At 38.4% G+C, this 23,561-nt stretch carries 18 protein-coding genes and 1 pseudogene; 11 read left to right on the forward strand and 8 right to left on the reverse strand.

What is annotated here, in order from left to right; genetic code table 11:
- Nucleotides 1-205: 205 nt before the first annotated feature.
- The 8 genes and pseudogenes from H6G76_RS15125 to H6G76_RS37055 all read right to left on the reverse strand — a co-directional run.
- A complete protein-coding gene (locus tag H6G76_RS15125) occupies nt 206-3,202 on the reverse strand; it encodes a hybrid sensor histidine kinase/response regulator (RefSeq protein WP_190701839.1) in 2,997 nt (998 codons plus the stop codon).
- Nucleotides 3,203-3,286: 84 nt separating this feature from the next.
- Nucleotides 3,287-5,554: a methyl-accepting chemotaxis protein gene (locus H6G76_RS15130; RefSeq protein WP_190701840.1), complete on the reverse strand. Its 2,268-nt coding sequence runs from the start codon at nt 5,552-5,554 to the stop codon at nt 3,287-3,289.
- A gap of 61 nt (nt 5,555-5,615) precedes the next feature.
- On the reverse strand, nt 5,616-6,113 hold the full coding sequence (locus tag H6G76_RS15135; protein ID WP_190701842.1) for a chemotaxis protein CheW: 498 nt from the start codon (nt 6,111-6,113) through the stop codon (nt 5,616-5,618).
- 4 nt (nt 6,114-6,117) lie between these two features.
- Complete coding sequence (locus tag H6G76_RS15140; RefSeq protein WP_190701844.1) at nt 6,118-6,495, reverse strand: PleD family two-component system response regulator; 378 nt, start codon at nt 6,493-6,495, stop codon at nt 6,118-6,120.
- 48 nt (nt 6,496-6,543) lie between these two features.
- Nucleotides 6,544-7,593 carry a response regulator gene (locus tag H6G76_RS15145; RefSeq protein ID WP_190701846.1) on the reverse strand — a complete coding sequence of 350 codons (1,050 nt, stop codon included), beginning with the start codon at nt 7,591-7,593 and terminating at the stop codon, nt 6,544-6,546.
- Nucleotides 7,594-8,161: 568 nt separating this feature from the next.
- Complete coding sequence (locus H6G76_RS37680; protein WP_277883093.1) at nt 8,162-8,290, reverse strand: hypothetical protein; 129 nt, start codon at nt 8,288-8,290, stop codon at nt 8,162-8,164.
- Complete coding sequence (locus H6G76_RS37045; RefSeq protein WP_242056411.1) at nt 8,260-8,544, reverse strand: WD40 repeat domain-containing protein; 285 nt, start codon at nt 8,542-8,544, stop codon at nt 8,260-8,262. Before H6G76_RS37045 ends, H6G76_RS37680 begins: the two co-directional genes overlap by 31 nt.
- Before the next feature lie 120 nt (nt 8,545-8,664).
- Nucleotides 8,665-8,724, reverse strand: a pseudogene (locus tag H6G76_RS37055) (hypothetical protein); the annotation flags it as partial.
- Between the two features lie 805 nt (nt 8,725-9,529).
- On the opposite strand from H6G76_RS37055, the gene hpsA reads away from it, so the two are divergent.
- From hpsA to H6G76_RS15205, 11 genes are all read left to right on the forward strand, one after another.
- Nucleotides 9,530-14,383: a hormogonium polysaccharide biosynthesis protein HpsA gene (gene hpsA, locus H6G76_RS15155; RefSeq protein ID WP_190701848.1), complete on the forward strand. Its 4,854-nt coding sequence runs from the start codon at nt 9,530-9,532 to the stop codon at nt 14,381-14,383.
- 34 nt (nt 14,384-14,417) lie between these two features.
- Nucleotides 14,418-15,128 carry a hormogonium polysaccharide secretion pseudopilin HpsB gene (hpsB, locus tag H6G76_RS15160; RefSeq protein ID WP_190701851.1) on the forward strand — a complete coding sequence of 237 codons (711 nt, stop codon included), beginning with the start codon at nt 14,418-14,420 and terminating at the stop codon, nt 15,126-15,128.
- Nucleotides 15,129-15,173: 45 nt separating this feature from the next.
- Entirely contained in the window at nt 15,174-16,157 is a 984-nt protein-coding gene (gene hpsC / locus H6G76_RS15165; RefSeq protein WP_190702081.1) for a hormogonium polysaccharide secretion pseudopilin HpsC, read from the forward strand.
- A gap of 34 nt (nt 16,158-16,191) precedes the next feature.
- A complete protein-coding gene (locus H6G76_RS15170) occupies nt 16,192-16,875 on the forward strand; it encodes a Tfp pilus assembly protein FimT/FimU (RefSeq protein WP_190701854.1) in 684 nt (227 codons plus the stop codon).
- Between the two features lie 45 nt (nt 16,876-16,920).
- Nucleotides 16,921-17,886, forward strand: a complete 966-nt coding sequence (gene hpsE, locus H6G76_RS15175; RefSeq protein ID WP_190701857.1) for a hormogonium polysaccharide biosynthesis glycosyltransferase HpsE — start codon at nt 16,921-16,923, stop codon at nt 17,884-17,886.
- Nucleotides 17,887-17,909: 23 nt separating this feature from the next.
- Entirely contained in the window at nt 17,910-18,920 is a 1,011-nt protein-coding gene (gene hpsE / locus H6G76_RS15180; RefSeq protein ID WP_190701860.1) for a hormogonium polysaccharide biosynthesis glycosyltransferase HpsE, read from the forward strand.
- On the forward strand, nt 18,917-19,933 hold the full coding sequence (locus H6G76_RS15185) for a glycosyltransferase (RefSeq protein ID WP_190701863.1): 1,017 nt from the start codon (nt 18,917-18,919) through the stop codon (nt 19,931-19,933). Before hpsE (H6G76_RS15180) ends, H6G76_RS15185 begins: the two co-directional genes overlap by 4 nt.
- A 7-nt stretch (nt 19,934-19,940) precedes the next feature.
- Nucleotides 19,941-20,585: a prepilin-type N-terminal cleavage/methylation domain-containing protein gene (locus H6G76_RS15190; RefSeq protein WP_190701865.1), complete on the forward strand. Its 645-nt coding sequence runs from the start codon at nt 19,941-19,943 to the stop codon at nt 20,583-20,585.
- Between the two features lie 36 nt (nt 20,586-20,621).
- A complete protein-coding gene (locus tag H6G76_RS15195; protein WP_190701868.1) occupies nt 20,622-21,293 on the forward strand; it encodes a TIGR04282 family arsenosugar biosynthesis glycosyltransferase in 672 nt (223 codons plus the stop codon).
- 252 nt (nt 21,294-21,545) lie between these two features.
- On the forward strand, nt 21,546-22,382 hold the full coding sequence (locus tag H6G76_RS15200; RefSeq protein WP_190701870.1) for an HpsJ family protein: 837 nt from the start codon (nt 21,546-21,548) through the stop codon (nt 22,380-22,382).
- A gap of 135 nt (nt 22,383-22,517) precedes the next feature.
- On the forward strand, nt 22,518-23,405 hold the full coding sequence (locus H6G76_RS15205) for a glycosyltransferase family 2 protein (protein ID WP_190701873.1): 888 nt from the start codon (nt 22,518-22,520) through the stop codon (nt 23,403-23,405).
- The last annotated feature ends 156 nt before the right edge of the window (nt 23,406-23,561 follow it).

A 23,561-nucleotide genomic window follows, 5' to 3' on the forward strand; every position in this document is an offset into this window, starting at 1 on the left:
GCCTATTTTATTAACCCAGATTTTTGCCAAGCTTACTTCTTTAGGACGTATTCATCCCGTTTCTACAGGCATTAAACCCTCGTAAATTGGCTAAGGTATTGATATACTTAACAGCTTACTTTTAACCTCTTATGCAAATTCCTAATATTCATATAAATAAATATTCCCAGCAGAAGCTGGGAAGTAATTAAATCAGGCACTTTATTCAATTGGATGCGGCTGTTTCTGCAACATTACCAATGAGTTCCTCTAAGGTGCGGAGTAATTCTTGCTCGTTGTAAGGTTTGGAAAAATAGGCTTTAGCACCTAGTTGCATAGCGAGTTGTCGGTGTTTATCGCTGCTGCGAGAAGTCAGCATAGCAACTGGAATATTCTTCAAATTAATATTATTCTTAACTTTTCCTAAAAATCCATAACCGTCAAGACGAGGCATTTCGATATCACAAATTATTGCTGCGATTTCCAAGCCTGCTTCTAATTTTTCTAAAGCATCTTGGCCGTCTTTGGCTTGTTCTACTTGATACCCACCTTTTTCTAGAGTTAAAGCCAAGAAACGACGGACATTAATCGAGTCATCAATGATTAAAATCTTGCCTTTTGGCTTGGGAGGTAACGCCGCTAGTTTTTCACTGTCAACAAAGAGGAACGGTGTTTTCAGCCTGACGGAGGGTAATTGATTGTTTTTTGGAGTGTTTTGATTTGTTGCAATCCAATATAGTAATTCGTTAGCACTAACTAATGCGACTACTCGACCATCACCGAGAATTGTGCAGTTACTAAAGCCTTGAGGTAGACATATATTACCTTCAACTTGGCGGATAGCAACTTCTTGTTCACCCCAACAACGGTCTACTTGGACTGCTACTGTTTGATTGTTGCCTTTAACTATTAATACGCTACTAGCGTTAATTGCTGCGGGAGTTTCCAGTTCTGGGCTATCGTAGCGCGGACAATTAAACTCAAAATATTGTCCCAGGCGAATTAACGGTAGCATTGTGCCTTGCCAATTGAGGACTTCGCTACCTCCCATTGAAATAATGCGATCGCTTTGTAGTAAAAATATTTCTGATACCACATCTGTGGGAAAAGCCAGCAATATTTTACTAGTTTCTACTAGTAGCACCCTAGCAACAGAAAGAGTAAACGGTACGGATAGGGTAAAAGTAGTTCCCACTCCTGGTTCGGTATCGACTGTGATATCACCGCGAACCAGTTTCAGGTTGTTGCGTACCACATCCATTCCCACACCACGGCCAGATAAAGCGGTTACTTTTTCAGAGGTGCTAAACCCTGGTTCAAAAATTAGTGATAGTAGTTCATCATTACTAGCACTTTCTAGTAAAGAACTATCTAAACCCATTGCCAATGCACGAGCGCGAATTTTTTCTAAAGAAATACCTCGCCCATCATCCCGCATAGTAATAATAGTGCGATTGCTGCGGTGACTGGCTTGAATTTCAATTAATCCTTGTTCTGGCTTACCTAAATTGCGGCGGGTGGCTGATTCTTCAATACCATGATCAAAAGCATTCCTTAATAGGTGCATTAAAGGGTCATTTAATGCTTCCAAAATGCTGCGTTCAATTAAAGTATTACCACCTTCAATTTTCAATTGAACATTTTTACCATACTCTACATTTAAGTCGCGGATGGCTCTAGGAAAACGCTCAACTAATTCTGAAATTGGTCGCATCCTCACTTGATTGAGTTTAGTTTGCAATTGCTTGGATGTCTTATTCAATTTGCGGGCAATTTGATCAGCATCATCCACACTTAATTGAATATCTGTGGATACCTCTTGTACCTGCACAATAGTTTCGACTATATCCTGCGATCGCAAATTAATTTCTTCTAAGGACGGCTGGTTTACAACAGCGATTTCTTCGCCTAATTTACTCTCTGCATGATCCTGATGTGACAACTGATTTTGCCGCAAATTAGATGATATTGCTCTGTTATAGGCTATGCGTAGTTCTTGATTTTCTTGGTCAAGAGTTTGCACTCTTTGGCTAAGATTACGACCGAGATTGCGTAATTTTTCTAGTTGGGAGTGTAGACCATTTCTCTGAATGATCAGTTCACTAAATAAATCATTGATTTGTTCCAATTGTTTACTTGGAACTCGGACTGTATTTTCTAAAGGTTCGCGCTCTTTAGCATTACTAATTGGTTCGATTTTGTGTTCGTTAATAATGGTGTTTATCTCAGGAATATTTACAGTATCAATATCTGTATTTAAAGAGATAAAATCATTAGTATTTATTTCTTCCAGTTCAGTTTCAAGTATATCTATTAATTCTATTTCTTGATTAACACCATTATCTGTAGCAAGAATTTGCGCGTTCGGCTTTGACGTTGCCGCAGGCATTGCTTCTTCAGTAGACAGTGACTTAGATTGTTTATAATTTGTCGAAGAAGTTGATATTTCACTCAAATCAATAGCTATAGGAAGACTATCTAACTGATTTGTTAAAACTAAAGCTTGTGATTGTCGCCATGCTTGCAATGCTGCTTGGGCAATTTGGGGGATGCGATCAGAATTTGCCGATTCTATAGAGCTTTTTATAGAATCACACAGTTGGGTAAATGCTGACAATTGCAACATTTCTCCCAAACCACCTAATTCAGCCGCCATAATCACAACTTCTTCCTGTAAACAAGGTTGTTGACTATCTGCTAATACAGATTCTAGGCGTTGCAAACAACCTTCAACTTCTGTTTCAAATAATAAAGGAATAATATTTTGTCCATCTTCTGGTGACAACATAGTTGTTGCATCTTCAGGAGTAGGATTACCTAAACGTTGATGAAGCTCTTCAAAAACTGGGTAACAAAAACTTGTTAACCATTGTTCTTCTATCGCGCTTTCTGTTGATAGCAAGTCCACAATTTGACGCATCCAGTCAATTGCAGATAGCAGTAAACTTTGTAATTGTTGGTCGATTTCTAGAGAACTTTTTCTAGTTTTTAAAACTTTAAAAGCATCTTCTAATCGGTGTGCTAAATCACTTAGCACCCGAAATCCCATCATTGCCGCACCACCTTTAATCGAGTGGGCAGCGCGGAGTGCGCCATTAATTTTTTCTAAATCTATGCGATGGCTAGTGTCGATTTCTAGCAATACTCCCTCTAAAGTATTGAGGTAATCTGTCGCTTCTTCCAGAAATTGCATCTGGATTTCCAATTCTTTATCTTTTGACATAGTTTTTATTATTTAGTCAATAGTCAATGGTCAATAGTCAATAGCCTAAATTTTGACTATTAACTTTTGACTCTGGACAATTATTCAGTTAACTTTAAAAGTTTCAACAGTCTCTTGCAACTTATGCGAAATCTCTACTGTTTGTTTGAGAGATTGGCAAATTAAGCTAGAAGAATCGCTAGTGCGTTGAGAAACGGCAGCGATATTTTTCATTAACACACTAACAGTTTGTGATGTTTGAACTTGAGATGCAGTTGCAGAGGAAATAGACTGTACTAAAGAATCAATTTGACGAGAAACATCGAAAATTTGTCCGAGATTTTGTTTGGCTTCTTCTACTACCCGCGCGCCTTCACCAACTTGGGTAGTACCAATTTCTATCGCCTGGACAACTGCACTGGTTTCTCGTTGAATTTTCTCCACAATTTGTTCAATTTCTTGGGTGGCTGCGGCACTCCGGGCTGCTAACTCACCTACTTCTTCGGCAACCACAGCAAAACCTTGTCCTTCTTCACCAGCACGGGCGGCTTCAATACCAGCGTTAATTGCCAGTAAGTTGGTTTCCATCGCTATTTGATTAATCAAAGAAACCACACGGGAAATTTGTTGAGAAGACTCTCCCAGTCGTTTGACTTTTTGGGCAGTTTCACCGACGCTTTCTCGCAAAGAGAGGATGTTCTGCACTGTTAAGTACATTGTCTCTTCACTCATAGAGGCCTTTTGCGCCGCGTTATTAGCGACAGTGGCGGCTTGTTCGGCACTGGTGGCTACGGCTTGCATGGAATTAGTCATGTTATCAACAGCATCAAGGGCGTGAGTAATTTCCCCGACTTGCACCAATGCTTCGTCGGCAAGTTGCCTAATAGCTGTTTCGTTAGAACCAATGGCAGTATTTACCTGAGTGGCTGCTTGTTTAACTTGAGTGACTATATCCCGCAAATTTTCGACAATAGAGTTAAAAAAGTCGGCTACAGTGCCAATTTCTCCGTCTGTAACTTCAGCACGTACAGTTAAATCACCTTTAGCTGCACCTTCTATATCATTTAATAGTGCTACTAGCTGGAGTTGTAGGGCTTCGTGTGTTGGCTGTTCTCCTGTGAAAACTGGGCGAATAATAGTCTTGGCTTGGGCAATTTCAGCTTGTTCTTTGACTAAAACCTGCAATTGTGCAGCCATATCATCAATATTGGCACTCAATACACCTAACTCGTCTTCTCTTTGGGATGCTAGACGAGTGTTGAGTTCACCTTTTCCTAGCTTGGCGATCGCATCTGTCGCATTCAGGATCGGCTGTATGGTAAGCTTGGCTAACTTAGCTGCGATCGCAGCTACAATTCCTCCTATTAATACCGTACCAATGGTAATCAGCCAAAATAGTTGCTGTTGAGTTCCATATAAACTTGCCGCATCTGTCGCTAATAATACTTGCCAGTTTAAATCTGGTAAACCTGCAATTTTTTGGGCTGGTACGTAACTAACTAATTGTTGTTTTTGAGAACTTTTAGGAACTGTTGTTAGAGTAGTAACATTATTTGTTGCCAAGCTTTTTGCTAAACTTGGATACTCAGTTTTTACAGCTTTTCCTAATAGTTCTTTTTGGGAACTTAAGAAAACTTTGCCAGACTGATCTAACAAAGCGTATTGATGACCATTAGCTTTGATCGCCTCTTGGAGAGATTTTGTTGGTAAGCTGGTTCTGACTACTCCAATAGTTCTGCCTGTTGCTGTGTCTATTATGGGTGCAGCCAGATAGATATGAGAATTTGTTGGCTGACTAATAACCGCAACTTCTTTTTGCAGAGTTTCTTGAATATAATTATTGTCTTTTTGATTATCTAGAGGTTGCCCAGAGGATTGCACAATCAAACTACTGTTAGTATCAAAGACAGCTATATTGTCATAAACTTTATAAGCTGTCAGAAGTTTGTCAAGTAATACTTGCTTTTCTACGGCATTTATATTGTTAGAAAAATTGCTATTTGTTAGCAATGACAAGTTAGAAAGTACCTGAAGATCCCCATATCTTTCGGACATAAAACGGTTAACTTGATCTGTTAAACCCAATGCTTCTGTTGTTTGATATTGGGTAATTTTTTTAATGAGTGATTGATTAGCCAAATTATAGGCGATCGCACCGATGAGCAAAGCTGGTATAGTACTGATAGCGATCGCTAAAACTGTTGCTTTCGTTTCTAAACTTTGCTGTTTAAAATACCTAATTAACTCATGTTTAGTGTCACTATCAAAACTATTTAATAGTTTGATTTTATTTTCAGAAATTTTTGTAGATTTAATTAACGAAGAGCGATTTTTACCATCCCTACTCTTAGCTATGCCAGTTCTATTAAACATACTATAAATTCTCCTGCATAGGTAAATAAAAAATATCCAAAGTTGTCTTTAATTAAACAACCTAATCACTGCGGAGAATGGAAGATTGCACAATTGCTTGTGCATCCAATACCAGCAATATTTCTTCTTGTTGCACCACACATCCACGCAAATAAGGAACTAAACTAGATGCTACTTGTCCAATTGGCGAATGAATTTCATCTAACATAACCTTAGTTGTACCTTTAATTTCTTGGACAACTAAACCTAAAATCAGTGAATCTACCTTAATCACGATAGCGTTATACTGCTGCCTTCTCGTATCTATAGCTTCTAAATTGAGCATTCTGGGCAAATCAATTGCCCAAATTATCCGACTTCGCCAATTCATTAATCCTAATATGCATCCAGGCATATTAGGCATAGGAGTTACATATTCAATAGGCAAAATCACCGCTTCTTGTGTGTGATTCATTGCCAACATTGCAGCAGTTTGTTGATTTATCTGAAACTTAAGATAGCCGTCTCCTGAATTATTTTGGATAGGTTTCTCTGCAACTAATACTTTGGAATTATTCATTGATTTAAATAACCACTGATTTAATAGCTCTTAATAACTGTTCCCTTGTGTATGGCTTAGTAATATAGACATCAGCACCTTGTTTCATAGCCCATAATCGGTCAATTTCTAGATTTTTTGAGCTACAAATAACTATCGGTACTTTTTGGGTTGCTGGATTTTTTTTCAAGGAACGACATAACTCAAAACCACTCATGCCAGGCATTACAACATCAGTAACAATTACATCAGGATTGTGCGAAATAGCCTGTTCTAGTGCTTCTTTAGCACCACTTGCTGTAATGACTTTGTAACCACTCTCTTGAAGATAATGGCTCATCAATTCTAATTCGCTGGGCGAATCTTCAACAATTAAAATTGTGCCAACTAAAGTTATACTCACTCCTAAATCTCCTAAAAAAATCGACTTTTTTGGTAAAATATGACATTCTTAGTCAATATGTTTAAATACTATTTTCAGTAATTCTGATTGAGTAAAAGGCTTGGTCAAATAGCCAGAAGATCTGACTATTTTGGCTTTAGCTCTATCAATAAAGCCTGTTCTGCCAGTCACCATAATGATGGGTGTATTTTTAAAAGCTGAATGCCTTCTTAATAGCGAACAAAGTTCATAACCATCTAAATTTGGCATTTCCACATCAAGTAAAATCAAGTCAGGTTTACTGCGGAGAATCTGCATTAATGCCTTGACTGGATCATTAATTGTTACTACCGAAAATGTATTTTCATCCAGAAATAGTTTGATAGAATTTAACACAGTTTGGCTATCATCAATACAGGCAATTGTATATAAGCTCTTTTTAGATAATTGCTGGGTAGGTTTGTTGTTGATATTGCCAACAGACTCAACATCTTTATGTGTTAATGATTGTTCATTGGGCAATGGTTTGATTTTTGGTAAAACCTTAGACCCTTTAGCAACATCAACTGATAACTGGAGTTGATGTCTATGTCGTAACTGTCTTTGACAATATTCAACTAATAAGCGCAAATCTAATTGGCAAAACTTTGCTAGTTCGTTCCATGAACTATCAGAGTAAAATTCGTAATTTCCTTCTTTAACAATTAAAAATGTCTCTAGCACCTCTTTAGCTAACTCATCTACTAAAGTAGCTGCTTGCATAGAACTGATATATCGTTGCTCAACCAACCAACAAATAGCTTGATAATCAGGATATGGTATGGACAAACTTTCATTTGCTGGTTCAAACATCAGCCGCATCTGCACACGAGTCGCACTGTTGAGAGTAGGAATGTTTAGACTCAAGCGACGCAACTGATTATCAAGTCGTTCAAACATCTTATCTGAAGAAGAAGCATAAGTTAGGTTACCTCCTTCTAAATGAATTGACCAAGAAGTAGAGCCAGTATATACCCTTAAGCAACCAGTAGCCCTGCGACTTGTTAGCTGTGCTAATAAAGATAGGGGATGGAGTTTCTGGATTAACCGATAGCTACTCATAGAAGTTTTATTTTGCATACATCTTCAGATAGATTTAATACACATCAGTTCAATTTTTACAACAGCTTAGTAACCATCCTTACCAAAATATTGGTTATTAACGCTGATATTTTAAGCTACAAAGAGCCACTTAGGATGTTGGGTAAAGGTAAAGTTAAGGTAGTAATTTTGATGATGTTCACCTCTTGGTTAATCAGTAGTAAAAAGTTACATTTAGTACAATATATGTAATGTTTAAACATCTTAAAAAAGTTAAGTCCCCAAAGGTAGAGTTAAAACAACCTATTTGTCTTTGAGAACCTTAAAGAATACTGCTAAACTAACAAAATTTAACTAATTTTTTCTCAGTGCTTCCACTTAAAAAGAATCAGCTTCGCCAAAACCAAACATAATGTAATGTTTGGTTAAGTAATATTACTGAATGTTTATCGAAATTGGCCATGATCAATTACCTCTAGCGTGTACTAGTGGAATTGTCTATATGATTCCCACTGAAGAGAAAAATATTAATATGCTTAACTAAACTTCAACAGTAGATTTGCTGGAAGTTAATTAATGAAAACTTAACAAATGAACGCAAAAAAGCCTATTCAGTAGCACTCAACATTTTTAAAGAAGCTTTTTCAGCATTAGTTAAGCCAGAAATGCCGTTAATATCCATACGCTCATATAGACGATCAGATTTTAGCGATCGCCATTGGCTACAATTCTGCACATCCCTAGCTGAATTGTCTCATCTTCGCTACCACTAGCCAGCAATTTGCCATCAAGGCTAAAAACCAGAGAATGAATCGCAGCTGTATGTCCACGCTTGAGGATTTCTACAGATTCACCGATGCTGACTTGCCACAACCTCACACAAGTATCAGCACCAGCAGTAGCCACCATCTTCCCACAAGGACTAAATGCCACAGAGTAGACTTGTTGATGATGTCCTACCAAAATTTGAATACATTCTCTTGTGTTCAAATTCCATAACCTCACAGTTTGGTCTTCGCTAGCACTAGCTAATATTTGTCCATCAGGACTAAATGCGATCGCCCAGACTTGGCTGTAATGATCATCTAAGGTTGTGAGACATTCACCCCGTTAAATGTGCCAAAGTTTGATGATTCTGTCTTCACCGTTACTAGCTAGAGTTTGCCCATCGGGGCTAAACCGTACAGAATAGACTTTCTTGTGATGCCCTGACTCTAGTTGGTTTTGCGATCGCTTGTGTTTTTTCTCACACTATTGGCGCAGCTCCGCTAGCCAAGACACTGCTTTCTATAGTTGTTGGGACTTGGGTTTTACGATTTGCAGCCTCGTTGTTCTGCTTATTTGCCCTCAGCATTATTTTTGAGTCTTGGCGTTAATTAATTACCAAATTTCAGGTGCAGTTTTACACATTCCCTTTGGCTAATGTCCTACCTAGCAAAAGGCTTCACACCTGAGAAGGTCATCTGATACAGGCTGGTGTTTGACCCCTACAGCACGCGGTGCTTTTATTTTTACTTTGGTGACCCAGCCATTTCCATCTGCTCATATTTCTTCCTTTATTATCTTGCTCATTTTTTGCTGCAAATGGGATGAGCAAAGATTTTGTGAATTGCTATGACATCTTTTCCTTCACAGATGGGTAATCTAAGCTTATCTGTCCATTCTATCTTCATAAATCTGCCTTCAGATACCATCTATCTCTGTGAAGTTAATGTGAAGTATCAGTGTTTTGTCCCACATCAGCAACAAATTCAATAATTCAGAAAAATCCGTATTTTCCGGAAAATCTAAAAACTTGAGCAATGATATAACTTAAAAATCATTTTCTGGTGTTTTTCTGCATTGAGGAGTTAGTTAAATAGGGCAGCTATTAAAAATTTAAAAACCTATAATTTTGCCTGTGGATTTACTCAACAGGTATGGTCGCAATTGCAAAAAATATATTCGCAACAAACCAGTTGATAGGAAATCAGCTATGTCATCTAAACGCCAGCAACTTAAGTTTATAAAAAAAATATTCAAGCTAAATCAGCGTTTTTTCTCTGCAATCAAAAAGCAATTGATTTGGCTACTGCGAAGCTTATTTATTAGTAAAAGACAGCGAAGTGCTGTCAATGCTGGTTTTGTGCTGCCTACAGTTGCAATGGTAGCTTTAGTAGTTGTTCTACTAACAACCGCAATTTTATTTAGGTCTTTTGAGCGTGCTAAAAATGCCAGTAATGTACGAGTCAATGAGGTGGTTCTAAATGCTGCTACCCCAGCACTTGATCGTGCTAGAGCTAAGATAGATGCTTTACTTGAAGACCCAACATTGCCACGGGGTACTCCCTCTGATAATGCTTTATATATTGCGCTTACAAAAGATAAGTATCTATTAGGTGATGAGACTCGTCTAAAACTAGCTTTTGATATCAATAATGATGGTGATATCGATGTCACTTCCACAACTAATAACTTATTAGAAAATGATGAAACCCTAAAAACAGCTTGGAAATATGCAGTTGATACAGACAATAATGGGTTAAAAGATACTTTAACTCTTTATGGAATCTACTTTCGTACTCCTAGCAGAGATTCTCAAGGAAAGTTTAATCGTAAAAGAAATCCATTAGAAGCCAGAACTCCACCAATGGATAATGCGTTGAACAATCAGCAGTGTAGCAGCGCATCTGGTTTTTCTAGCTTAGTAGGTAACTCCAGTTGGTATCAGCTGCAATCGGGTAATCTTGGTAAAAGCTTTTTTGTCTACACAGTTAATGTGCCGCTTACCCAAGCAACATATGACGCATTAGCTAATAAAACTGGATACGAACCATACAAAGGTAACAAAAGTGTTGTAGCTTTAGAGTTTCAGCAAGATCGTAGCCGTGTTCCTCTACCAAATAATGCCGTTTGGTTTGAAAATGATCTAGAAATTATAGTTGGTTCTACAAATTTATTACTGAATGGCAGAATTCACACCAACGGTAATTTACTAGTAGGAAGAGGTACTGGTACCATCACTCTGCGGCAAGTTAGTAGCAAAACATCCTGTTTCTACAATCAAGAGAACGGACTGATTAGTGTTGGCGGGAATGTTGGTACAGGAAATGTCAATCAGAGTGCTGATCAAAGTGGAGTAACTGTTGACCTTTATCGAGGTTTTGGGCAAGGAATTGCTACAGCTCTAATCAGTGGCTCAGGCACTACTGAAAAATCTACAGGCAGTTCTGGTGGTTCACAAATCGGATTTAATGACACTGCGTATAATCAACGCATTGCTCAAATGAAGACAGATGGGTTGGCTTTATGTACAACCTGTCAAGGTGCTGCTACTACTAGTGCTTTCCTAACTGCTGTTCAGGGTAGTTCATATCCGGATGATGTGAAAAAGAATGTGGCAGCAAAAGTTGAAAGTACAGATGATGTTATTACAGCTAAAAATGTCCTGGCAGACGAAGTAGAAATTTATTTAAAGGACAGGACAAGACGAGTACCTTTTGCTGAAGTTCCTAGTGGAAGTTCAGGGACAACTGGTTACACAGCTATTGCTATCAACTTAGAACCTCAAGCTGCATGGCGAGAACCAATAAACACTAGTAATCAGTTGACTGGTACATCTATCTCTTTAAATGCCACTAAACTCTCAGCAACATATCCCACATTTCAAAAACAAAAGGCTATTCAGATATATATAGGCGATCGCGCTTTTGTGGGCAATAATCTACCTGCTAGATGGTTATTAAATAGTAAATATGTTGGGACAGAAGGGAAACAATTCGTTAAAAATAGTTCTGGTGCTAGTGTTAACTGGACTGAACCACCTACTACTATTGGCCCTGCACAAAATCAAGCTAGATGGCGCAATACCCAAATACAAGCACTCGCAGATTTAGGTATCTCAGAACGGAGTGGCTTTTGGGAAGAAAAAGCGGCTGAGAATCCTATGAACGATTTAGATAATGTGGGTGGGGTAAGAATAGTTACGGGTGCAGGTATATATGTTGATGGTTTTGGTAGTACTGTTGACACAACAAATGGCCCATTCTACCCTCGTGGTCTACGTTCATTTTTCTCAGCCCCCTCAACAACAGATGCTACAGTCGTCTGGCCTGACACTATGCCGATGTTAAATGTCGCAGACATAAATAAAAAAGGCGACTTACTCATGCGCGCCACTGCTGTCTACCACTATAAAATAGACTATGGCACTGACCAGGAACCTATTGCTTGCGTAAGTAGCTACTACGACCCTTCACATCCAGTAGTAGCTAAAAACAAAGTCAATATTGATGGTGGATATGGTGTAGATACCACCTATGGTCGCTCAAACAACGGTATTGTTTACGATTACCCAGGCAGAAGCACATTTACATCCAACAAAAAGCTTCTGGAACTACAAAGTAATTTGAAATTCCCGAATGGGCGTTGGGTGAATAAACCTTTAAAAGATGCCTTAGCAAAAATTGGCACTGGCACTACAGTACCTAGCACAGGCTTACAAATAGCTGACTATTCAGCAATTGATACTGCACTTTGTGCTATCTCGATTTTGAATAATGAAGCTGGTTTTGCTACCTCGTTAACAAACAAACCCCCGCATGGTGCTATTAAAGAAGCAACCTTTCTAGATGCTAGAGAGGTAAAACAGATTGGTGCATCCAGTACATCAACTAACTACGATCTCGACTTAGAACAGCGTCAACCCTTAGAAATTCGAGTCACTGATATTGATGTAAGTAAATTAGCTAGCACAGCGATTGGCTCTAATGAGTACCTACTACCTTACAGTGGCATTATTTATGCCACCAGAGAAGATGCCTTACGCGATGCTAGTGACACATCTACTGAATCAGAGTTACTCAGCCCCACAGATTTCAAGCTTGACCCTACACGTCGTCCAAATGGCATTCGCTTAATCAATGGTGAAACTTTAGCCAGAAACCCTGCTACTAATAACAATGCTTACAATTCCAGAGAAAAAGGATTGATTTTTGTTACTAATTTACCTGGATATATTAAAGGTAAATTTAACGCACACCAACCAAGTCTGGGCAGCACAACAGAACTGGAAGAGTTCACAGAAAAAGAACCAGATACTAATTTCTATGAGCGTAGTACAGCAGAAACTCGATTTGCTTGTCGTCCTGGTAGACCGGGTTGTCCCTCGTTGGCTGGTGATTATTGGCGTTCAGCAACTATCATTGCTGATTCAATGACTTTACTCTCTAGCGGTTATGTAGATGGGTTCCGCAGTGATGGCGACTATCATCTCAACAATAATAGTGGCATTGCAATGGATGCCACTGATTCTGCTAGAGCAAAGCGACTCAAAAATGGCTTCTGGGAAAACTATTTTGCAACCAATGGAACTTGGTGGCAAACCAGTGGAGATAATCAAAATTTTCCTAAAACAGATGCAGGTTCTTATGTACGTAACGGCGTAACACCAATTCAACGACGGATTAATAATTTCCCAATGTATATTATGGAAATGTGCCGTAAGCCGTTAATTGAGCAATGTGAACCCGGTGATTGGGTAGTCGGGTTTGACATCAATGGTGATGGTAATTTAAGCAATACTGCACAAAATTACAGCATTGTAGTTGCAGGTACTACATTCACATTCACATTCACTGAAAGCCAAATTAAGTCTCATCAGTTGGGACAAGCTATTATTTTTGCTTACGGTTCTAATGTGATTGATAAAGATAAAAACAACATACTTATTAGGGGTGAACTCGATCCCACAACTGCATTCTCTACAGGTACTAATAGTAAAAGTATCAGAGATAGGCTTGGTGCTGGTGATACAGGCAATAAATTGGCATTAATGCCAGGTGATCAATTTTACCCACGCCGCGTTGCTTTTGCCCGCAACCCATCTAATAACCAACTAATCAAAGTCAGCACCAGTCCCGATATTTATAAACCTTTGGGTGTAGGTTGTCCTCTTGATATGACAGCTAGTGCATTTGCTAACAATGGGTGCAGTTATGGTGGTTCAAGCGAATACACTCATTTCGGTAAAAAGGGATCTAGTGCCTTGTGGTTTAGAACCATACTATCAAGTGCTACCGATCCCACTGATATTGCTAATGCACGCTACAACACTAGTCAGTCTCTATTTTATGAACCTCCTACTGACCCCGATGGCCAGCCACGTTTAATTCCAGTGTTACAAATTCACAATCCAAACGATAACAGTGGCATCAGCGGTTCTAGCGTTAGAGATGATGATACAGCAGTAGCAAATGGAGATGATTTTAGAACTCGTTGGCTACAAGTTGCTAATGGTAGCACTACATTTAACGCGACGTTTGTCATAGGAAACAGCCCTAGTAGACCAGAGGAAACCTCAGCAGGTTTACAAAACTTTGTGCGGTTTGTGGAAGACTGGAGAGATAGTACAGGAAACGAAGTACCAGCTAAAATCAGTGGCAGCTTTATTCAATTGAAACGGAGTACCTACTCCACAGCGCCTATTTCACCAATTTTTAGTAACAGAACCGCAACCACATCTTCTCTCACTGATAACTTGAGTCTATTTGACTACGCCTTAGACACTTATCCAACGCAAAACCTAAATGGTCTATTACCTTTTTACTCACCACCAGAAAGAGCTTGGGGGTTTGATTTAGGGCTGTTATCAGAACAACCAGACTTGTTTGCTCAAAGGTTTACCTTGCCTTCAACCGGTCGTCCAAGTGAGTTCTTTAGAGAAGTCGGTCGGGATGATACTTGGGTAAAAACATTGCTTTGCGCTGGTGAACCAGCTTCAGGAGGCTCTTACTCAGCAGCCGTTCCGAATGAATATCGTAGTGGATGTCCATCCATTCCAAATGATTAAATATCAAACCTTTGACAATATAGGGTAAATTGCCATGATAGGGAAACAAACTAGCAAACAACAGTTAAGAAAAACTGAAGTAGCCAAGCCAGTAATATCTTATCTACTGCGTCGTACTGAGGGTTTTACGATTGTTGAATCTTTGATAGCGATAGTTGTAGTGAGTATTTTGCTAGTGGCGATCGCTCCGGTGCTTTCCCTATCTGTAGCTACCCGTGTACAATCTCGACGAGTAGAATTAGCCACCCAAGCTGCTAAAGCTTACATCGATGCAGTCAGAACTCAAAAAGTTACAGCACCAACAGAAAGTGGAACCTACACTCCTTCTACTAATCCTGCTCCCACAGCTACAGGGACTTTGACTTGTACTGCTAACTCTTACTGCACAGCACCAGCCCCAACAACATCACAACTATATTGTGTCGATTTGGACAGTAGTAATAGTTGTGAAATTACCAGTCTCACAGATATGGTTGTGCAGGCTTTTCGCTACAACCCAAATAATAGCAATAGCAATAATGCGATTACTGGATACACTTTGGGGTTACGTGTTTACAGGGCAGATGCTTTTAAAGGCAGCACTACTTTACTAAAAAACAATCCAACAAAGACAACACAAAATCCTTTTACTGGAGGCATAGGTCAGCGTACCGCACCTTTAGTAGAAATGACAGCAGATATTAGTGACACTGTACCTAAATATAGTGATCTTTGCGCCCGCTTTACTGGTGGTTGCAGCAACTAAATTTCATTGTTAGTTATATGTCAATAACAGCAAATTTGCAAAATGATGAATGCACTTAAATTTATTTTAATTAGCCAATTAAAGCATTCCCAAAAACATCAGGCAATAAACGGCTTTACCTTAATTGAATTGCTAGTAGCTATGATCATAGCCGTCATGGTCATAACTCCTTTAATGCTATTTATGGTCAATGTTTTAAATAGCGATCGTCAAGAACAAGCAAAAGCAACTACCGAACAAGAGTTACAGTCTGCGCTTGATTATATGGCACGCGATTTACAACAAGCAGTCTATATCTATGATGCTGATGGAGTGACGAGAAACCGAAATACTACAGATCTCACTTTGTCAGGAATTCAAGATCAAATACCACCAGTCAAAACTGCACCTAATTGTACTGACGCAACTGTTTGTAAACCAATACTTGTTTTTTGGAAACGCGAATTCATCCCTAATAGTGTTGGTGTTACTTCTACTACTCAGACCCAAGAATCATCAACCGATGACAACTATGCTTATTCGCTAGTTGGATACTATTTAATCACTAATACAAACGGGTCTAATTCAACTTGGTCTAAGCAAGCAAGGATTGGTAGATTTCAAATTCGAGGTGCAGTGAATGCCCTATACGCTAATAGCAAAGGAAACACAGCAGATACTGGTTTTAATCCTCCACCACTTGATTCAAATATTACTGCTACTACCCTTAAAGAAAGAATGAATCAATGGCAGACTTCATTAGCTGCGGGAACCAACTATACTCAACAAGTTACAACTTTAGTTGATTATATTAGTACTACTGGCCCTTCAGTATCTGGTAGTTGCTCTAGCCCCAGACTTGTGGGAGATTTAACAACTGGATTTTATGCTTGTGTTGATGCTAACGAAGTCTTGGCACAAGTGTTTTTGAGAGGTAACGCACTTGCTCGCATACAAAGTAATAACTTGAACTACCAAAGTATTCAAAGTAGTTACTTTCCTAATTCAAGTATTAGAGTACAAGGACGCGGATTTCTATTTAATAAATAAACTTTGTAAATTCTTTAGATAATTAAATATTAGTATGCAAAAGATAGGTTTATTTACAATAAAAAAAAATAATTACTGGCAAGCTTTCAAAATTTCTCAGCAACGAAATATAGCAAAAAGCTACCATACATCTGCTTACATTCAAAACGACGCTGGTTTTAGCTTAGTAGAAATGGTAGCAGTGACATTGATGATTGGAATATTGGCTCTTATCGCTCTTCCTAGTTGGCAAGGTTTTATGAATAGACAACGAGTTGGTAAGGCTAACGATGCTGTTTTAGCAGCTTTACAACAAGCACAGCGAGAAGCCAAACAGAAAAAATTGAGTTACAGCGTTAGTTTTAGAACAGATAATAACATTCCGCAAATAGCAGTTGATCAGGGAACAACCCCTAGTAACTGGAGCAATTTAGGTGGAGATTTAGGAATTAAATCAGGACAAATTGTATTAGGGACAAATCTCAGCGACATTAATACTGTTAGTAGCTCTGTTACTTATAGTTCTAGCTTTAATACAACTGCGCCACAAACAATCACTTTTGATTACATGGGTATCTTAGCTCCTAAGCCTACTAATGGTAACGCTGCCGATACAGGTTTAAAAGTTGTCGTAGCTGAAGCTCAAGGAAATAGTGGAGCAGGACGTACAAAGCGATGCGTAGTAATATCGACTATAATTGGGGCAATGCAAACTTTGAAAGACAATCAGTGTAATTAAATAATTTCATCTATTTAGAAGAACACAGTATATAACATCGTAAAGATGACTAAGAACCTTGAATTTACTGTAGCTATACCAACTTACAACGGTGCTAGTCGTTTGCCTGAACTACTAGAACGACTGCGAAACCAAATTCAAACTGAAAATTTCACTTGGGAAATTATTGTTGTAGATAATAACAGCACAGATAATACTGCTCAAGTCATTCAAACTTATCAAGCAAACTGGCAATATTCTTACTCTTTAAAGTATCTATTTGAAGCTAAACAAGGAGCAGCTTATGCCAGAAAACGTGCGGTAGCAGAAGCTTCAGGCGAATTGATAGGTTTTCTAGACGATGATAACTACCCATTACCAAATTGGGTAGCCGAGGCTTATGCTTTTGCTCAACAACATCCTAAAGCTGGAGCTTATGGTAGCCAAATTCACCCAGACTGGGAAGTAGAACCGTCAGAAGATTTCCAACGGCGTATTGCCCCTTTTTTAGCAATTACAGAGCGCGGAAATGTACCTCTACTCTATGAAGTAAAAAAGAAATTGCTTCCTCCCTCTGCGGGACTGGTTGTTAGGCGACAAGCTTGGTTAGAGAGTGTACCAGAACAAACTATATTAACTGGTAGAACTCCAGGTAGTATGCTGACCAGTGAAGATTTAGAAATGTTATGCTACATCCAAAAATCAGGCTGGGAAGTTTGGTACAACCCAAAAATGGAAATTTATCACAAAATTCCAAAGTCTAGATTGCAAAAAGATTATTTATTACCATTTTTTAGGGGGATTGGACTTAGCCGTTACGTTACCAGAATGGTAAACATTAAACCTTTAAACAAACCATTACTGCTGGTAATTTATATGTTAAATGATTTACGTAAAATTATCTTCCACTTATTTAAATATGGTACAAAAATAAAAAAAGATTTAGTGCTTGCTTGTGAAATGGAATTATTTTTAAGTAGCTTTATTAGTCCTTTTTATTTAAGATATACCGGATATTTAGATAAAAAATAACCAAAATTTTTTGAGCTTTTATTATGGCGGAAGCAGAAAACTATAATTTCAATATATCGGTAGTTATTCCTACATATAATGGTGCAGAACGCCTACCTAAAGTGTTAGATAGTTTGTTAGAACAACTTGGTACTGCAAATATTAGATGTGAAATTAATATTATTGATAATAACAGTTATGACAGAACATTTGATGTAGTTCAAAGTTATCATAAAAAATTTCCTAGTGATTATCCTATAAGGTATTTTTTAGAAAAACAGCAAGGAATTACTTTTGCAAGAATGCGGGGTGTAAATGAATCTAGAGGAGAATTTATAGCTTTTTTAGATGACGATAATATACCTACGCCCGATTGGCTTTTGCAGTCTTATACCTTTGGTAAAGAACATCCCCATGCTGGTGCTTGGAGCGGTCAAATTCATGGTAATTTTGAAATAAACCCCCCAGAAAATTTTTCGAGAATCCAGGCTTTTTTGGCAATTAGAGAACATGGAGAACAAGCATATTTATTTGATGCTGCTAATCTCAGACTTCCTCCTGGTGCTGCATTAGTTGTGCGACAAACAGCCTGGTTGGAAAGCGTTCCTCAAGATCCTCGACAATTAGTTTTTAAAGGCAGATTAGGAAAGTTGATGATCGGCGGTGATGATACCGAAATACTTTTATATCTTCATAGAAGGGGTTGGCAAATTTGGTACAATCCCGCCATGCATATATATCATCAAATTCCCTGCTGGAGATTTGAAAGAGATTATTTATTGAATCTGGCACGTGGTTATGGCTTATGTATTTTTCAATTACGATTAATTAACGCTAAATCTTGGCAAAGACCTGTGATTTTTTGCAAAACGATTTTGGGAAATTTTCGCCGAATTATCCAGCATTTAATTAAATATAATTTCTACTTGAAAAGTGACCTAATTGCACTTTTTGAAATTAAGTTTTATTTTGCAAGTATGGTGAGTCCTTTTTACGCTTTAAAATGGTTTTTATTAAATAAATTTAACTTTACGGGCATTCACAATAAAATATGAGTAATATAAGTTCAAATTCTCCAATAATATCTGTTATTATTCCTGCGTATAATAGCGAAAAAACTATTAAAAGTACAATTGATTCAGTTTTAAATCAAACATTTAAAAATTTTGAATTAATTGTTATTAATGATGGTTCAACTGACTCAACTTTAAATATAATTTCCCAAATTCAAGACCACCGCCTCAAAGTGTTTTCTTTTGACAATGCTGGTGGCAATATTAGTCGTAACCGAGGACTACACCAAGCTGTTGGAGAGTTTGTCAGTTTTTTAGATGCTGATGATATTTGGACAACTGATAAGCTGGCAAGTCAATTAGAGGCTTTGCAAGCTAATACAGATGCTAAGGTTGCCTATAGTTGGACTGATTATATAGATGAGAATGGTAAATTTTTAGTCGCCGGAAATCATCTAGCTGTTAATGGTGATGTTTATGAGAGATTGTTAGTCAGTAATTTTTTGGAGAATGGCTCAAATCCATTAATTTATAGAGAAGCTTTAGTTGAATTAGGTGGATTTGATGAATCTTTGAAAGCTGCTCAAGATTGGGATATGTGGTTGAGATTAGCTGCTAAATATTCTTTTATTTGTGTACCTGAGGTGCAGATTTTATATAGAGTTAGTGCTAATTCATTATCTACTCATCTTGATAGACAAGAAAAAGCCTGTCTACAGGTCTTAAAAGGTGCATATAATACTAGACCATTAGTAAGCAAAAATATTTGGAATTTAAGTCTAGCTAATCTCTATAAATATTTGGTTTGTAAAGCTTTACAAGAGCCATTTAATCGACAAAAAGGTATAACGGCTGCTAGATTTTTATGGTTATTTATTATTAATGATGCGGCGCGATCGCAGCGAATTAATTTCACCTTAAAAATTTTATTAAAAATAATTATAATTATAGCTTTACCACCTAATTTATCTACAGCATTAGTCGCCAAAAAAAACTTCAAAAATTTCCAGTCTCAACCCTTCATCTGTATCTTAATATTTGAATATTTAAAGTAACTCCTAAGTGCATTTACTGTCTAAATTTAATTTCAAAACTTATTTACATAATGATTCTAGTAGCGGTTTTACGCTGCCAGAAATTTTAGTATCTATTTTAATAATTGGGGTTTTAGCTGGGGTGTTACTACCAAATTGGTTAGCATTCATTGAACTTAGAAAACTCAATGCTGCCCAAGATAGAGTTTATTTTGCTATGCGCCAAGCTCAAAGCCAAGCCACTAAGGATAAATTAAGCACCCAAGTAAGTTTCCGAGAGCAAAGTGGTATTGTTCAATGGGCTGTTCATCAAACAGAAGCTGGGGTATTTATCCCTAATTCTGTGGCCAGTAATCCTAATTTATGGCATAGTTTAGAACCAACTATACAGATTGATCAAGCGTTAAATTTGAAAGGTAAAACAGAAACGACTATACAAAAAAATACTTCTCAAAACATTTGGCGTGTTATTTTTAACTACCAAGGGTGTCCGGTGTATAATCCTAGCGATGAGTGTACTAGTACGTCGTTGCAAGCTTTGGGACAAATCACTTTATATAGTAATAAAGCTGGGAAAGCTAGGCGCTGTGTTTATGTTTCTACGATTTTAGGAGCAATGCGAAAAGGCAAAGAGCATTCTAAAGCTAATGAAAATGATAAGTATTGCTACTAAGATGTTTCTTAGTCTATAAAAAATTAAGGTTATTACGTGCTGAAGTTACTAGAAATACAAAAACAGCACTTGATTATTTTTACGCGCTATCCAGAACCAGGGAAGACAAAAACTAGACTTATACCAGCTTTGGGTAGTATAGGTGCTGCTAATCTGCAACAGCAGATGACTGAACATACTCTGTTGCAAGCCAGAGAGTTGCAACAAGCTACTGGTATATCTGTAGAAGTACGGTTTTCTGGTGGGAGTTCGCAATTAATGCAAGACTGGCTGGGGTCAGATTTAGTTTACCAATCTCAAGGCGAAGGTGACTTAGGTGCGCGAATGGCGCGATCGCTTGCTGATGCTTTTCAACAAAGTGCTGAACAAGTGATTATTATAGGCACTGATTGCCCTGGGCTTACTTCTCAAATTCTGGCAACAGCTTTTCAACAACTGCAAACTGTTGATTTAGTGCTTGGTCCCGCTATTGATGGTGGTTACTACTTAATTGGGTTACGTCGTCCTATTCCAGAATTATTCGCTAACATCGATTGGGGAACTTCTCAGGTATTGCAACAAACTGTGGCTATCACAGAAAGATATCAGGTATCCTATTTCTTCTTGCCCATTTTGGCTGACGTTGACCGACCAGAAGATTTGTCAATTTGGCAACAAGTTGTTCAAGAGAAAGTTGGGCTGATAGAGAATAGTGGAGTACAAGATTAAAATTACAGTTGTCTTTGCGGCTAATACAAGCTAATCTCGTATCTTCAAGCACCAAGTATTTTCTGAAGACAGCCAAGATAACTAGTGCTACCGTGGTGTAGTTTCAAACCAAGAGACAAAAATTTTCCCTTGGCTTGCATTAGCCTTTTCTAGATTAAGAAATAGTTTTATCGAATAGTGAGAGTTGCTGGAACAATATTCCAGTAACTTTAAATAGGACAATAAAGCTGATTCACCGTAAGTTTGGAACATATGACTAATCGTTTTACTTCTGGAAATGTTGCCCTCGCACTCAAAGTGATCGGGGTAGTTTTAATTTTGTCCTTTTTGTTGGACTTTCTAATTTTGTTGTTGCCCTTTCAACCGACCGATCGCACATGGCAAATTAACTTGGCAACAGCTTTAGTTGATCGCGGAATCGTGCCAATGGTGGGTTTAGGTTCGCTGTTAATTGGCTATTGGATTGATAGTGCTGGTGATGACGGCCCCAAAGGTATCGACTTGCGATTTCCCGCTTTCATCCTATCCAGCATTTTGGGATTAATATTCTTGCTGATTTTCCCTTTGCATTTAAACAATGTTAATCAAGCCAAAGCGCAAACTGTCACTCAAATTGGACAAGAGGCAGATCAGGCAGAAACTCAACTGAAAAACCAGCTAAATCAATTCCAAGCTCAACTTAATACTGATCAGGGCAAAGCTCAATTAGAACAACTCCGCACCCAAGCAAAAGCGCAGTTTTCTGAGTTGCTCAAAGACGATCAAAAGTATAAACAAGCCCTAGAAAGCCCTCAGTTGCCACAATCCCAAAAAGACTTGCTTAAGAAGTTCAAAGCCAATCCTCAAGAACTAGACAAATTTGTTGCCCAACAAACCGATCCTCAAGGGCTGGCAAATCAAAGACTCAGCCAAATTCGCCAGCGCCGAGAAGATGCTGAAAAACAAGCTAGAGACAACGCTTGGAAGTCTGGGCTGCGAATTGGGATTAGCAGTCTATTGTTATCTATCGGCTACATTATTATCGGCTGGACAGGCATAAGAGGTGGCGGTGCTTTACAAAGTAGTGGACGTAAAGCAGCTGCTCGGTAACAAAGAAGGGAGTAGGGAGTGGGGAGTGGGGAGTAGGGAAATACATTCTATTTACCGTGATTGCCTCCTGCCTCCTGCTTCTGCCTTCTGCCTTATCAAAATTAACTGTTAGTAAAATCGCTATAAAATCTGCAAATGTTCTCAATTTACATACTTACATATAACGAAGAAATAGATATTGCCGCTTGTATCGAGTCGGCCATGCTATCAGATGACATTATAGTTGTGGACTCATGCAGTAGCGATCGCACTGTAGAAATTGCCAGTCGTTATCCTATCCGCGTTGTTCAACACGCTTTTGAAAGTCACGGTCGTCAACGCACTTGGATGCTAGAGTCTATACCCCCAAAACATGAGTGGGTTTACATTCTCGAAGCCGACGAGCGCATGACACCAGAATTATTTGCTGAGTGTGAACAGGCCATGCAGAACCCAGACTATATTGGTTACTACGTGGCTGAACGGGTAATGTTTATGAATCGTTGGATTCGCTACAGTACTCAATATCCCCGCTACCAAATGCGTCTTTTCCGCCACGGTAAGGTTTGGTTTTCGGATTACGGCCACACCGAAAGAGAAGTTTGCAACGGTGCTACTAGCTTTTTAAAAGAAACATACCCTCACTACACTTGCAGCAAAGGTTTAAGCCGTTGGATTGAAAAACACAATCGTTATTCTACAGATGAAGCCAGGGAGACACTACATCAACTAGAAAATGGCAAAGTTGACTGGCGAGATTTGTTCTTTGGGAAGTCGGAAGTTGAACGCCGCCGGGCTTTAAAAGATTTGTCTTTGCGTTTACCTGCTAGGCCCGTATTACGCTTTTTTTATATGTATTTTATCTTAGGTGGCTGCTTAGATGGACACGCGGGAATGGCTTGGTGTACATTGCAGGCTTTTTATGAATACTTAATTTTGCTGAAAGTATGGGAGATGAAGCATCTGCCTACACCCAGCTTAGACCCAACATATCGTAGTGATGAAAGCAAGGCAGTAGCTACACAAGTGGCTGGGGAAGGATGAAGCCTGAAGTGTAAAATTTATTTTCATCAGATGTAGAGATGTAGCAATACTACGTCTCTAATTTTATTAAAATTTATAACAAAAGATTATCAGAAAAATTTATTTGATGAACCTACCAGCCCTAAACTAGTTAAACACCTTATTTTAGCTGCACTG

It is taken from the genome of Nostoc sp. FACHB-152 (genome assembly GCF_014697475.1).
In the GTDB taxonomy this organism is placed as follows: Bacteria; Cyanobacteriota; Cyanobacteriia; order Cyanobacteriales; family Nostocaceae; genus Nostoc_B.